This window comes from Paenibacillus zanthoxyli JH29 (assembly GCF_000520715.1).
In the GTDB taxonomy this organism is placed as follows: Bacteria; Bacillota; Bacilli; order Paenibacillales; family Paenibacillaceae; genus Paenibacillus_AQ; species Paenibacillus_AQ zanthoxyli.
Genome location: NZ_ASSD01000031.1, coordinates 1 through 13,107, shown reverse-complemented (window position 1 = coordinate 13,107; position 13,107 = coordinate 1). Strand labels below are relative to the sequence as shown.

General features: G+C 52.1%; 16 protein-coding genes. 12 read left to right on the top strand and 4 right to left on the bottom strand.

Features of this window, described 5'->3' with window-relative positions:
* Window positions 1-279: 279 nt before the first annotated feature.
* On the top strand, window positions 280-783 hold the full coding sequence (locus tag L691_RS0101500) for a GNAT family N-acetyltransferase (protein WP_025688345.1): 504 nt from the start codon (window positions 280-282) through the stop codon (window positions 781-783).
* 63 nt (window positions 784-846) lie between these two features.
* On the opposite strand, the gene L691_RS0101495 is transcribed toward L691_RS0101500, so the two are convergent.
* Window positions 847-1,176 carry a winged helix-turn-helix transcriptional regulator gene (locus L691_RS0101495; RefSeq protein ID WP_025688344.1) on the bottom strand — a complete coding sequence of 110 codons (330 nt, stop codon included), beginning with the start codon at window positions 1,174-1,176 and terminating at the stop codon, window positions 847-849.
* A 90-nt stretch (window positions 1,177-1,266) separates the two neighbouring features.
* On the opposite strand from L691_RS0101495, the gene L691_RS0101490 reads away from it, so the two are divergent.
* The 7 genes from L691_RS0101490 (at window position 1,267) to L691_RS0101460 (ending at window position 6,169) form a co-directional block, all read left to right on the top strand.
* A complete protein-coding gene (locus tag L691_RS0101490) occupies window positions 1,267-1,527 on the top strand; it encodes a YqkE family protein (RefSeq protein WP_025688343.1) in 261 nt (86 codons plus the stop codon).
* Between the two features lie 203 nt (window positions 1,528-1,730).
* Window positions 1,731-2,909, top strand: a complete 1,179-nt coding sequence (locus L691_RS30410; RefSeq protein WP_025688341.1) for a polysaccharide deacetylase family protein — start codon at window positions 1,731-1,733, stop codon at window positions 2,907-2,909.
* A gap of 117 nt (window positions 2,910-3,026) precedes the next feature.
* Window positions 3,027-3,530 carry a metallophosphoesterase family protein gene (locus L691_RS0101480; protein ID WP_025688339.1) on the top strand — a complete coding sequence of 168 codons (504 nt, stop codon included), beginning with the start codon at window positions 3,027-3,029 and terminating at the stop codon, window positions 3,528-3,530.
* Window positions 3,531-3,543: 13 nt separating this feature from the next.
* A complete protein-coding gene (locus L691_RS0101475; protein ID WP_025688338.1) occupies window positions 3,544-4,047 on the top strand; it encodes a GNAT family N-acetyltransferase in 504 nt (167 codons plus the stop codon).
* A 118-nt stretch (window positions 4,048-4,165) separates the two neighbouring features.
* On the top strand, window positions 4,166-4,630 hold the full coding sequence (locus L691_RS0101470; protein WP_025688337.1) for a GNAT family N-acetyltransferase: 465 nt from the start codon (window positions 4,166-4,168) through the stop codon (window positions 4,628-4,630).
* 66 nt (window positions 4,631-4,696) lie between these two features.
* Complete coding sequence (locus L691_RS0101465; RefSeq protein WP_025688336.1) at window positions 4,697-5,407, top strand: HAD family hydrolase; 711 nt, start codon at window positions 4,697-4,699, stop codon at window positions 5,405-5,407.
* Between the two features lie 219 nt (window positions 5,408-5,626).
* Window positions 5,627-6,169, top strand: coding sequence for a Fic family protein (locus L691_RS0101460; protein WP_025688335.1), 543 nt, complete (start codon window positions 5,627-5,629; stop codon window positions 6,167-6,169).
* Between the two features lie 380 nt (window positions 6,170-6,549).
* On the opposite strand, the gene L691_RS0101450 is transcribed toward L691_RS0101460, so the two are convergent.
* Complete coding sequence (locus L691_RS0101450) at window positions 6,550-7,650, bottom strand: FAD:protein FMN transferase (RefSeq protein ID WP_025688334.1); 1,101 nt, start codon at window positions 7,648-7,650, stop codon at window positions 6,550-6,552.
* Window positions 7,651-7,812: 162 nt separating this feature from the next.
* On the opposite strand from L691_RS0101450, the gene L691_RS34040 reads away from it, so the two are divergent.
* The 3 genes from L691_RS34040 (at window position 7,813) to L691_RS0101440 (ending at window position 9,771) form a co-directional block, all read left to right on the top strand.
* Window positions 7,813-8,349 carry a DUF559 domain-containing protein gene (locus L691_RS34040; protein WP_332249020.1) on the top strand — a complete coding sequence of 179 codons (537 nt, stop codon included), beginning with the start codon at window positions 7,813-7,815 and terminating at the stop codon, window positions 8,347-8,349.
* Between the two features lie 24 nt (window positions 8,350-8,373).
* Window positions 8,374-8,598 (top strand): hypothetical protein, encoded by a 225-nt coding sequence (locus L691_RS34035; protein ID WP_332249019.1) that lies wholly within the window; start codon window positions 8,374-8,376, stop codon window positions 8,596-8,598.
* Window positions 8,599-9,054: 456 nt separating this feature from the next.
* Complete coding sequence (locus L691_RS0101440) at window positions 9,055-9,771, top strand: DsbA family oxidoreductase (protein WP_025688333.1); 717 nt, start codon at window positions 9,055-9,057, stop codon at window positions 9,769-9,771.
* 71 nt (window positions 9,772-9,842) lie between these two features.
* On the opposite strand, the gene L691_RS0101435 is transcribed toward L691_RS0101440, so the two are convergent.
* Window positions 9,843-11,423 (bottom strand): oleate hydratase, encoded by a 1,581-nt coding sequence (locus L691_RS0101435; protein ID WP_025688332.1) that lies wholly within the window; start codon window positions 11,421-11,423, stop codon window positions 9,843-9,845.
* Window positions 11,424-11,646: 223 nt separating this feature from the next.
* Complete coding sequence (locus tag L691_RS0101430) at window positions 11,647-12,216, bottom strand: TetR-like C-terminal domain-containing protein (protein WP_025688331.1); 570 nt, start codon at window positions 12,214-12,216, stop codon at window positions 11,647-11,649.
* A 135-nt stretch (window positions 12,217-12,351) separates the two neighbouring features.
* Here L691_RS0101430 and L691_RS0101425 point away from each other — a divergent pair.
* On the top strand, window positions 12,352-13,107 hold a 756-nt coding region (locus tag L691_RS0101425), incomplete at its 3' end, for a RecQ family ATP-dependent DNA helicase (RefSeq protein WP_025688330.1).

The window sequence follows — 13,107 nt, the reverse complement described above, 5'->3', positions numbered from 1 at the left end:
AAGAAGCTCCCTCCCGCATGTTCAAACCTTAGGACGGAGCGCTCCCGTTTGCCGGTAAAAAGTCAGGTCAGCTCTTCAATAAGCGGCTGCGGACTGTTACGCTCATACATAGATATTCCTCCATTGGTGTTGCCGTTTAAATTCATTGGTGATATACTCCTTTCAATTTGCAGCAGGGGTTGAACACAAGCTATTCTATACCAAGCATTTCTCGCAGTCCGCGACAATCCTTATGCAGAACTAAAGTGCAGTTTACGATAGAGAAGGAGGAATGAATGGATGGAATGGCAGAAGAGCAATATTGAAGATGCAACGCTGGAGGATCTGCCGGGCATTATGGCTATTTACAACTCCACCGTGCCGGGACGGATGGTTACGGCCGACCTTGAACCCGTGAGCGTGGAGGACCGGCTCGGCTGGTTCCATGAGCATGGCAGCGGCCACCGCCCGCTGTGGGTGCTTAGAACAGACGGTGAAATCGCGGCCTGGCTGAGCTTTCAGTCGTTCCATGAAAGGCCGGCCTATAACGGAACGGCGGAAATCAGCATTTATGTAGCCGAAGAATACAGAGGCAGCGGAGCCGGAAGCCTGCTTGTGGGCAAAGCAATCGAGGAATGCGGGCGGCTTGGAATAAGCAATCTGGTCGGTTTGGTATTTGGGCACAACGGGCCAAGCCTGGGGCTTCTGGAGAAATTCGGCTTCGAGCGCTGGGGGCTCCTGCCCGGAGTAGCCGACATGGATGGGATACTGCGTGATTTGGTTATCGTCGGCCGTAAGGTGTAGGGCACAACACGCAAAAAGGGAAAGCGGCTCGGCCGATCTCCCTTCATGCGGCGATCTAATGATTTATTTGGATGAGTTGGTTTCGGTCTCAATCCAGTCCCGGGACCAATGCTCCAGATCCCGGATGACCGATTCCAGCGCTTTTCCTTTGTCGGTCAGGGAGTACTGAATCCGCACTGGCGTTTCAGGAAATACTTCCCGGCGCACGATGCCCTCCTGTTCCAAATCCTTCAGCCTCTCGGACAGAAGTCTTCCGCTAAGAGGCAGGGAGGCTTCGATGGCGCCGAATCGCTGCGGTCCTTGGAGCAACTGGTAAATGATCAGACCGGTCCAGCGTTTTCCGATAATATCCATGCTCTTTTGCAGCCGGGGACACAAGGAAGTCTGCTTCATTTGTCTCACCTCTTGCTTTCATTATAAACGAAAAGACAATGGACTAAAACAAATATGAACAAAAATAAGCATAACAAGGAGGAAATTGCAATGGCAAAAAAGAAGAAATTGCCAAACGCTCCACGGGTGAGCAAAGAGGATACTCCGGCAACCTTGAAGGACCTTCTGAGCAGTGAAGTACTGAACAAATTGAAGGCACAGGCCGATGAGCTGAAGAATGAGGAGAACGACCGCAAAGAAGCGGAGCGTAAGAAGGCGGAGGAAGCGCGCAAGGCGGAGCAGAAGCGGCTGGATAACGATTTTGCCCATCTGCTGGAGAATAGCAGCCAGGACTGGCGGAAATACAAATAATAATTCAAGCAATATGGAATTTTTTTCGATCCGAAAGGAAGACAGCTGTCCGAGACGTTCGGCCGGCTTCTTTTGTCATGGACATATATCCATAAAATGCCCTGAAAAGATTAAAAAGTTGTTACTTAATGAGGGTCGAAGGCGGAATATGATAAGAATACAAAATAGAAGCGAGACTGTACGATGGTTAGGAGAGTTCTACGTTGAGAAAATTATTCGTTCCTGTATTGGCTGCCGTAATCCTGGCCTGTTTGGCCGCTTTTATCATTGTCAGACATGAGCCCCGTGAAGTTGAATTCGAGGTTGGCGGGCGAGTGCTGAAATCATCCGGTCCCCTCGAATCTTTGCATCATAAGCTGCTGGTTCCGCAAACATTCGCCGAAAGCCTTCTGGGGGTAAAAATCCGCTGGGATCGGCCGGCGCCCTTGCCTAAAGGGGTCTACTATAAAGACAAAGTGGCGGTCTTGATGTACCATCATCTATCCCGGAAACCGCTGCTGCCCTCGATTTTGTCGGTAGACCGGTTCAATGACCAGATGAAGCTGCTGAAACAGGACGGTTATCATGTAATTACAATGGAACAGTACCGGCGGTTTATGCTTGAGAATGGTAAAATTCCGGACAATGCCGTGCTGCTTACCTTCGACGACGGCTATGAGAGCTTCTACAAGCTGGCCTTTCCAATTTTGCGAAAATACGGCTATACGGCGGTGGACTTCGTCATCGTCTCAGATGTCGATAATCCCGGCAAGGGTGGTTTGCCCAAGCTGACCTGGCAGCAGATGCGGGAGATGAAAAAATTCGGCATGGGCTTCTACAATCACACCTATAATCTTCATTTCTATGACGTTGTCGACGCCGAAGGCGGGAAGGAGCCGGCGCTTGTCGCGCAGCGCTACATTGACGATGAGACCCGGAACGAATATAACGAAGAATATTACCGCAGAGTGCAGGGAGATTTGGGACTGGCGGAGAAGAGGCTGAGAGAGGAGCTCGGCAATACCGACTCGGCGCTCGCTTTTCCGTATGGGGCTTATAATGACAAGGTGCTTAATGTCACAGCATCCCTCGGCATCCCTCTGACTTTCACGGTAAAAGAAGGGCTGACCAGCAGAGGAGAATTAAATGCCGGCCGGATTAACGGGGGAAGCAATTTGCGGACTCCTGCGCAGACGATCGGCCGGATTCGGCAGTTCGTGCCCCAACGGGAATTGACGGTTAACGGGCGCAGCGTGCTTCTGGCAGGCGACCAGCCGGAGCTCAGGAATGGAAGGCTGCTGGTTCCGCTTGATGACATTTGCCGTTCGCTGCATATCGCGATGTATTACGACAGGCATAACGGCACGGTAAAGCTGACGCTGCCTGGGGAGCATCATGTGTAGCGATGGGGCTGCGCTGTGCGTCCTGGTGGGCGGCGCTGCCGCTTCGGTGGACGGACCTTAGTCTTCGTCGTACAATAATTTACAATATGAATCTTAATCAAGAGGAGGCGGAGCAAGATGAAAGTGGGAGTCGTTTCGGATACTCATATGACCCGGCCTACTAGGAAGAAACTGCCAAAAGCACTGGTGGAGGGGCTGGCGGGAGTCGAACTGATTCTGCATTTGGGGGACTGGATCGATATGGAAGTGTATGACGAACTGTCCGCTCTGGCGCCGGTTGACGGAATTGCCGGAAATAACGACGGGCAAGACATTGTGAAGCGATTCGGCGCGCGCAAAATCTTAACGGTTGCGGGCGCGCGCATCGGCATGGTTCACGGACATCAGCCCTATACCGGGAGGGGGACGGACGGCAATGCCTTGAGGGCGTTTGCTGGCGAGAACTTGGACTGCATTCTGTTCGGCCATTCCCATCAGCCGCTAATGCGAAGGGAGAACGGCATATTGCTGTTCAATCCGGGTTCGCCGACAGACAAGCGGCGGGAGAAGCTGTATTCGTTCGGACTGCTGGATATTGAGGAAGGGAAGATCGCAGCCCGCCATATTTTTTATGGGCCTTAAAGGATGAGGCCGTATGGCGATGGAGCTGCGCGAGCTGACGGCTGCTGAAGGCAAGGAGATCTATGAGATGGCCCGCGAAATCGGGGCCGGGGAGAATGGATTTGTGAATAGTCTCTACATTGCCGGATACTCCAAATTTCTGAAGCTGCTTCCGGTTCTGCGGGATTATTCCGCCGGGATCGGTCTGGCTCCGGGACAAGTGCCGCAAACCCTTTACTTTTTGTACGCAGAAGGAAGACCGGTAGGCTATGGCAAGCTGCGCCACTGGCTGACCGACTCTTTGCTTGTCACAGGCGGCCATATCGGATATTGCATCCGGCCCTCCGCGCGGAGACTGGGCTACGGCACGGCTCTGCTGGCGGGCCTTCTAGACAAAGCGCGTGATCTGGGCATCCCCCGGGTACTCCTTACCTGCAACGAAGATAATGAGGGATCGCGGCGGGTCATTGAGAATAACAGGGGGCATATGGCCGAGCTGGACAACCGGTACTGCCGATATTGGATTGAACTTCCGTAAGTTCAAAAGACTGCACGTTAGGGATAAGTCTAAATAATGCGATATTTTCTTCATGGCAAACCTTTAGAGCCAATCTTAAAATGAAGGTATAACGATTTGGCAAAGGGGAGCGATGAAAGTGAAACGGAATTTTGTGGTGCGGGCGGGTCTTGAGGAGTTGGAGAGGATCGTGCCTTTGTTCGACGAGTATCGGATTTTTTACCGGCAGGAATCGGACAGGGCAGGCGCCAGAGCCTTTTTGGAAGAACGGCTCCGCCTAGAGGAATCGGTTATTTTTCTTGCGGTCGAAGAGGATAGCGAAGGCGGCAAACGCGCGGTCGGCTTTACGCAGCTCTATCCTTCTTTCTCTTCGGTTACGATGCAGCGGCTGTGGATTCTGAATGATCTGTACGTAACGGAAACGGCGCGAAAAAGCGGAGCGGGTGCGCTGCTGATGGAAACGACCCGCAAGTTTGCGGAGGAGACCGGCACAAAGGGCCTGACGCTGACGACCTGGACCGATAACTTTACCGCCCAGCGGCTTTATGAGAAGCAAGGCTACGTAAGGGATGACGAATTTTACAGCTATAATCTATTTTTCTGACTATACTATCCGGGGATAACGGTTTCATCCGGTCCTGATCAACAGCGGAAACTAAGGGGCGTTGAGATGGAGAGCAGCGGTAAAAGAGCGATTTTTTTTGATTTGGACGATACGCTTTACGATCATCTTGTTCCGTTCCGGAACGCGGTGAGGGAAGTGATTAAGCCGGACGAGAGCGTGCTGGACGTGCTGCAATTATTCGACCGGGTAAGATATCACAGCGACCAGCAATGGCCGAGGTATCTGCAGGGAGAGTTACCCCTGGACGAGACGCGGGTGCGGCGGATGGAGATCGCTTTCAGCGAATTCGGGATACACCTCAGCCGGGAGCAGGCGACGCTTGTGCAGGAAGGCTATATCGGCCGCCAGTATAACATTGAGATGATTGACGGCGTTCTCCCGCAGCTGACGCGGCTCATGGCGGAAGGCCATGTGGTCGGCATTATTACCAACGGTCCGGTAGATCATCAGATGAGCAAAATCCGCGGGCTCGGCGTGGACAAGCTGATTCCGCAGGACCGGATCTTTATTTCGGATGCTGTCGGCATTGCCAAGCCTAATCCGGAAATCTTCACTTATGTTAACCGGATTACGGGGACGAAAGCAGAAGACAGCGTGTATGTGGGCGACACTTGGCATAACGATGTCGTTGGCGCGCTGGACGCGGGATGGAAAATGTACTGGTATAATCCGAGAGGCAGGGAACCCCTTGACGGTCATACGCCGACCCATATTTTCCGGAATTACGAAGAATTCGCAGCACTGCCGATCGTTTAGAGGGTTTCCTGGACTAATGTTTATATTCAAAAAGACGGCGCAAGCCGTTCTGGCTGTCGAGAAAGTCTCGACAGCTATTTTTATATCCCTGATAATTTCACACGACACAGCGTTAATGTTGTATTCCTGAAACCACCGTAAGGTAGTGACTCGGCATGTCTGGTAGGACAGCCCTATTCGTTGCTGGAAAAAGAAAAATAAGAGAACTACATAATTTAGTTGTTTATTCAGAAGAGAGACCAGGGAAGTATTAGTGATTTAATACTCATTGCCGTGTATGTCTTGGATTTTCTTTATATCCATCCTTTTTCGGATGGTAACGGACGAATGGCTCGATTGCTTACACTAATGCTACTATATCAAGTCGGTTATGAGGTTGGCCGCTATATAAGTATTGAGAAGATCATTGAAGAAACCAAAGACCGTTACTATGAAACTCTATATCAGTCTTCTATAGGATGGCATGAAGGAGAACATGATATTCTTCCTTGGGTTGAATATTTCCTGTTTGTCATGGTCAAGGCGTATCAACGTTTTGAAGAGCGAATTGGAAGTTTGGATCGTAGTAGAGGATGGAAAGCGCGGCAGGTTGAAACTATCATTAAAAATCTAACAGCAGATTTTAGCGTAGCTGACATTGAGGACCGCTGCCCAGGTATTACAGCTCCAACGATCCGGAATGTTCTTAACAGACTAAGCCGTGATGGTGTAATTCAAAATCTCTCCAAAGGAAGAAATGCCCGATGGAAATTAATGAATTAATGTTAGATTTCCCTACTAAACAAAAAGGGATCTTTCTATTTAAGTATGGTGGCGAGGAACCCAGATGTTTTAATTTATTTTCTGTTCACTTTAAGGTATTGATATAGCAAACAAGGAATAACGGGAGCGTGCGGAAAGGTTAAGCTGGAGTGCGGTTACGGCACCTGTGTTCCGACAGGAATTAGCACGGTTGGATCGGTCTAGCGGTCCGGTTTATTCGAATGAAAGTCGGAGCCAAGCCGGGGATTGAGCGAGTGGCAGACGTCATAGACGACATACAAGAAGAGGGAGACCGGAACAGAACTCCGGTCTCCCTTTCTATGCAAATCGCGAACACTGCGGCGCTGGCTGAGCCGGTAAACGAACAGCCGCCGCTTTCGTCAATTCCCGAAGCTGTACGTCGGGTCTGTCAGCACAAGCCTTTCCCGGATACCCGGGGTTGCGTAAATCTTGTTATCATCGGTGATAAAGAATGCCTCGACCTTTTCCGGCAGCGACTCCAGGTATGTCAGCCCCTCTTCATATCCCATCAGGAACACGCCTGTGGACAGGGCGTCAGCATCGGTCGCGTTCGGACTCATGATCGTCACGCTCTTGAGCCCGTTCTGCGAGGGATAGCCCGTTCTCGGGTCAAGGATATGGTGATACCGCACGCCGTCCTGCATGAAAAACCGTTCGTAAACGCCGGACGCGTCGATAACTTCATCGCTGATCTTGATCGTTCCGAGCTGGGTGCCCCGGCTCTTGTCGGGGTCCTGCAACCCGATGTTCCACTGTGCGCCGCCGGGCTTGGTTCCAAGGCCAATAATGCTGCTTCCGCCAAGGTTGATCATCGCGCTGTCCAGACCCTGTTCTTTCAGATAATCGGCGATCCGGTCTGCGGCGTAGCCTTTGCCGATGCCCCCAAGATCGAGCACCATTCCTTCTTTGGCGAGCTTGACCGTCTTGGCCTGCTCGTCGATAATGATATCCTTGTAATTGGTCAGGCTCTTCGCCTTGTCAATCTCGGCCTGCGGAGGAACCTTCTCTCCGCCATTGCCGATATTCCACAGGTCCACCAGCGGGCCGATGGTCGGATCGAACAGGCCGTTCATCTTCTGGGCATATTGGATGGACTGCTTTACGGCATCCAACGTCTCGTCCGATACTGCAACCGCATTCTTGCCGGCTTGGAGGTTAACGTTGTAGATTTCGCCGCCTTCCTTCGTCCGGCTAAATTCCATATCCATCCGTTCCAGCAGCTGCTGGATATCGTCCATATTTTTTTGCGATACCTTATCGCCATAAATCTTAATATTCACTACCGTATCGTAAATGTAAAACTGCTGAGAGAGCGACTTCGTTTCACTTTTAGCCGGCGTCTGGGCGGTATTGGATTGATCGTCTCCCTTATGGCCCATAAACAGCCATGCTCCCGCGGCAGCGGCGATAATAATGATAAGTGCGGCGAGGAGCAGCGCCGTTTTTCTGTTCTTGAACATATTCCACCATCCATAAAGTAGATTCTTGGTCACATCCTTTCTATCATAACTCAGATGGGACATGGCGAGGTATCATTTTTAAAGACAATTCGTGCCTCTGTTAAAATTTTCGTCAAAAATAGGTAAGTGATTGTCCGCCGGCAGTCAGGCTGTAATGGCGAAATGCTCCATTTTACGTTAAACTGCATGTATGAGACGAAGAACGTCCTGATCCATTCCAGCGAATGGGCCGGGGCGTTCTTTGCCATTTTAAGGGAGATGATCAGTGTGAATATTGAGGAAGCGCATACAGCATTTATCGACCATCATTTGCGGAGCAGAACGGGAGAACGAAAGGGCCGCCTGGAGCGAGGGCACAGGGACGCCGAGAAGTTATTTTGTTACAACATATGGTGGCCGCTTCAAGGAAATTTCAATCATTTGCATCCGGAATACGAAGTTCTCGATTGGCGGGGGCTGTCCTATTTCTGTGATTTTGCCTGGCTTACGCCGTTTGCGAAGCTCATTATCGAAATCAAAGGTTTCGGTCCGCACGTGACGGATATGGACAGAAAAAAATACTGCAACGAGCTGAACCGGGAAACTTTTTTAGCGGCTATGGGTTTCCAGGTCATTTCTTTTGCCTACGACGATGTCGCTCATCATCCTGAGCGGACCATCACGCTTCTGCGTATGGTGCTGAGCCGCTTTCAGCCGTAGTCTTCTCCGGTTGACCTGCACAGTGTGGCGGAACGGGAAATCATTCGTCTGGCCTGCATACTCGCCCGCCCCCTTCGGCCCATCGATGTGGAGACTCATTTAGGCATCAATCACCGCACAGCCGTTCGAATGCTGCAAACACTCTGCAAGAAAGGGTGGTTTACTGCTGTAACAGGAGCGACGGGCAAACATGTTGTGCGGTACGAGCTGCAGCGGGGCGCGATGAACCAAATCATGCAGAAAACCTGAAATTGTACATCTTTGTCGGTCCTGGAACTTTCGCTGGATGGAGTACCTGCCAATATGCAGTTATTTTTCCATTCAACCTTAAATGCAGTCGGCTCAGCCTTAAATTCCTGCACAATCGGAGGTTTTTTCTGCTAACAAGCACTTTTGATCGAATAAACCTGCACTCTAGCAGGCTTGCAAGATGCTGAACTAAAATCATAACCAACTTGAGTTCAGTTGCCTTGATGTTGGCGCGCCAGGGTGGTCGCGAATTCCCGTTCGGGCATATTTTCTAGTTCAGTACAACCTTTCGGTCAAAATGATGCTCGTTATTGTCCCGGCGTTCTTCGTAAGCAAACTGTAAAAATATGTATCCGTTGTCCCGACGTTGTCCTTAAGTAAAGATGGTAATTCCGTCATTTTACTATATAATCGTATGTGAGTATTAAAAAATCAGCAGTCAATGGAGGTCTTCCAATGAAAATAGAGGTATGGTCCGATTACGTCTGCCCTTTTTGTTATATAGGCAAAAGACGGCTTGAGCATGCGCTGAGCCAGTTTCCGGAACGTGACAAGGTGGAAATCGAATATCACAGCTTCCAGCTTGACCCGGAGGCCGCTTCGACCAGCAAGAAAATACATGAATTGCTCGCCGCAAAATACGGCATCACCGTGGAGCAGGCCAAGACGATGAACGCGCAGGTTGCCGATCAGGCGCTGGGTGTGGGTCTCAATTTCCGGTTCGACACCGTAATTCACGCCAATACTTATGACAGCCACCGGCTGGCGCATTATGCCAAGACAAAGGGGCTTGAGGCAGAGCTTACCGAACGTCTGATGCATGGCTATTTTACGGGCGGGCTGAATTTGGGCGACCGTGAAGTGCTCGGGACGCTTGCGGCGGAAGCCGGATTGGACAAGGAAGAGGCGTTGACGGTACTGGATTCGGACGCTTATGAAGGTGAAGTGAAGGCGGACATCGCAGCCGCGCAGCGGCTCGGCATTACCGGCGTTCCGTTCTTTGTGTTCAACGGCAAGTACGCCATTTCGGGAGCCCAGCCGGGACCGGTATTCTCCGAGGTGCTGGATCAGGTCTGGAGTGAGGAGAAGGAGGCGCCTGCGCTCCGGGTGATCGGCGGCTCTGCTGAAGCATCCAGCGGTGACGGCTGTGCGGACGGTTCCTGCAGCGTGTAACTCAGCGGGCCGCGAACGCGAATAAGTGGAAGGGGAGACGCGGCGTGCGCCTCCCCTTTTTTGTCCTATCCTTATCGAAACGAAGTGACCAAGCTCGCAAGCAGCGTTCTGACGTCGTACTGGTAATGATTGATCGGAGTAATCGGCTTATTCACGCCAAGCAGCGTGTAAACGGCGATTCTTGCCGTCCGGACCGAGTATTCCTCGGTAAACACGACGTCGTCCGGAATTTCGCAGAATTGGCCGATGAACGCCAGGTTGGTGGAGCCGTCCGGCACGACCTTCGGCCGGTCGCCGATGGCTCTAGGCATGAACTGGGCAGTGATGAACGGCATCATGCACGGAATACAGTTCGCCGTCGCCATAATGGCCTCCTTGTGCTCCTCGAAATGCAGATGCCCAAGCAGCTCGGTCATGATTTCTTCCCCGGTACAGTCGGACATTTTCTTCTTCACGAAGTCGCCTTCCTTGTCGGGATACAGGCCATAGCCCCAGAATACCCGGACATGCTCCGGCTGATTCCGGAAATGCGGCTGGTACGCGAGCACGATCGACATCAGCCAGCTCGAATCCTTGAACGTGACCAGAGCGCCGGTGCCCGCGCGGTTGCGCGAGAATTGTTCCATTAGATCAAAGAAGACCGTATCGCTGAACGTCACCGTGAACGATTCCCATTTGGAGCCGTCGATATGGTCGTCGAAGGAAGAAGGGTTGCCGAGCCCGGGCTTCTTCACGGCGATCCGTTCCCACAGCTTCCAGGAGCTTCCTTTCTCATTCAGGCGGGGAGCGGAGGTCATCGAGCCAAGGCTGGAGCTTTCCGTCATCGATCCGTTCGTGATAATGACCAGATCTTCCTCTTTGACCGCAATATGCTCTTCAGCTCCGTTACGGACAACATGCAGGCCGGTAACGGTAATACCGTCGCCTTCCTTGAAATCCAGATCGGTCACGGTGCATCTCAGCGTGAAATCGACGCCATGGTCCTCCAAATATTTTTTCATCGGCAAAATAATCGACTCGTACTGGTTGTACGGGGTGCGGGTTACGCCCTCCAGGGTCTGGATTCTCGGGAATTCATGCATGAACCGGATCATGTACCGCTTCAGTTCGACCGCGCTGTGCCAAGGCTGGAACGCGAACGTCGTCGCCCACATGTACCAGAAATTCGTCGTGAAAAAATGCGGGCCGAACCAGTCGCTGATCCGCGCCTTGCCCATTTGTTCCTCGGGCGTAATGATCAGCTTGCCGATAGCGAGCCGGTCGGCCATATCGAAGCCCATCGACAGCACGTCAACCACTTCGCCGCTTGCGTTCACCAGTCTGGCATTGGAATGCGTCGGATTCGCATTGTCGAAAGCGATGATCTCTTCCCGCACCGACTTTCCGGGATGGTCCAGCGAGGGAATCGACATCAGGAGATCCCACAAATTCTCGTATGTCTCGTCATTCAGCATCCGTCCGCCGCGGATGACATAGCCCTGCTCCTCGCTGCCTGCGCCGTCGTTGCTGCCGCCCAGAATGCTCATTTCTTCGATAATATGAATGCCGCTTCCCGGGAAGTCACAGTCTCTGATGAGAAAAGCGGCGCCCGCCAAGGACGCGATACCTCCGCCGACAAAATAAACCTGTTTGTTTTCGTATTCCTGGATCACAGACAGTCGCCTCCACATGAATATTGAATTCTGCCGTGCATCGCCCGCAAAAGCGTGGAAACTTGCACGCCGTTCACATGTTCAATGTAATCCATGTCCGCTGCGCGCGGTATCGTCAATCCCCGCCGAGTGTATAAAAATTGGTCACTTGAGCGGAAATGTAGAGTTTTGCGACAGAATTCCCGGAGGTTCGTCAATGAATACAGTCATCCCGGCTCGGAGGCTAAGACAGCTGTTTCTCGTATTTATGCAGAGCTCTCATAAAATGTCCTTCAAGGAGTACGCTCAGCCGTTCAATGATCAGCTTCGGGCTTTCCTTCATGCCATCTCTCATCCATTGGATAAGCAGGCCGGTAAACGCCAGCGTATAGAAATTGGCGATAAATTGCTTGTCATCCTCGTTTACCCGCATACCCGCCGCCAATTCATTAATTACGCCCATAATAAGATCATTCGTTACGGCGTAAAGGTAGGCGTCCAGATGGTTCCGTCCAAGCGATTCCAGCGTATTGAGACAGAAGGCGCGGTTGTTCTCAATATACAGAAATATTTTATAGAACCCGTCCGTCCATGTGTTGTATCCTCTGTACTCGGCGATGCCATCGACAGCCTCTTTCTGGTAAATCCAGCCCAGCAGCTCAAAAATATCGTGAAAATGGTAGTAAAACGTCTGACGGTTCAGCCCGCAATCGTCCACCAGTTGTATTACGGAGATTTTATTCAGCGGGGTATGTTCCATCCGTTTTTTGAGACTATGAGCCAACGCTTTCTTTGTCAGCAGGGAATTGGACATCTTTGTCACCTCTTCCTCATCTTAACTTTTTGGCGTTCAAAAATAAATAGACGGGCTTCATTTGTTCCGCACGGTTGCCCCTAGGCCGCAAAGTCCGGTAAACTAAAGAAAGACAGTGTTTAAGGAGTTTTGACTATGAATCCGCAAGAACTTACGATGGAATATGCGCAGGAAATGCTGCAAAAATATTACGGCTATCCCGATTTCCGGGAAGGCCAGAAAAAAATCGTCGCGAGTCTCCTAGAGGGCCGCGACACGCTCGGCATTATGCCGACCGGCGGCGGCAAATCGATCTGCTATCAGGTGCCGGCGCTGCTGCTTCCGGGCCTGACGCTCGTCGTGTCTCCGCTGATCTCTCTAATGAAGGATCAGGTCGACGCGCTGACGGCGGCGGGCATTCCCGCCGCGTACATCAACAGCACCTTAACCGGCAAAGAGGTGAACGAGCGTATCCGCGCCGCCCGCCGGGGCGAGCTGAAGCTGCTCTATGTCGCGCCCGAGCGGCTGGAGCTGGACTGGTTCCGCCTGGAAATGGCGGAATTGTCCATATCCTGCGTCGCGGTGGACGAGGCGCACTGCGTCTCGCAGTGGGGGCATGATTTCCGCACCAGCTACCTGGCGGTATCGCCGTTTGTGGAGGAGCTTCCGCAGCGGCCGATTCTAGCGGCCTTTACGGCGACGGCGACGCCCGAGGTCATGGAGGACATGCTCCGGCTGCTGCGTCTGCGGGGTCCGGGCGTCTTTGTGACGGGCCTTGGCCGTGACAATCTGGCGATGTCGGTGCTGCGGGGCGAGAACAAGAAGGAGTTCGTGCTGGATTATGCCGCTTCGCATGCCCACCAGCCGGGGATCGTGTACGCGGCTACCCGCAAGGACGTCGACGACCTGTAC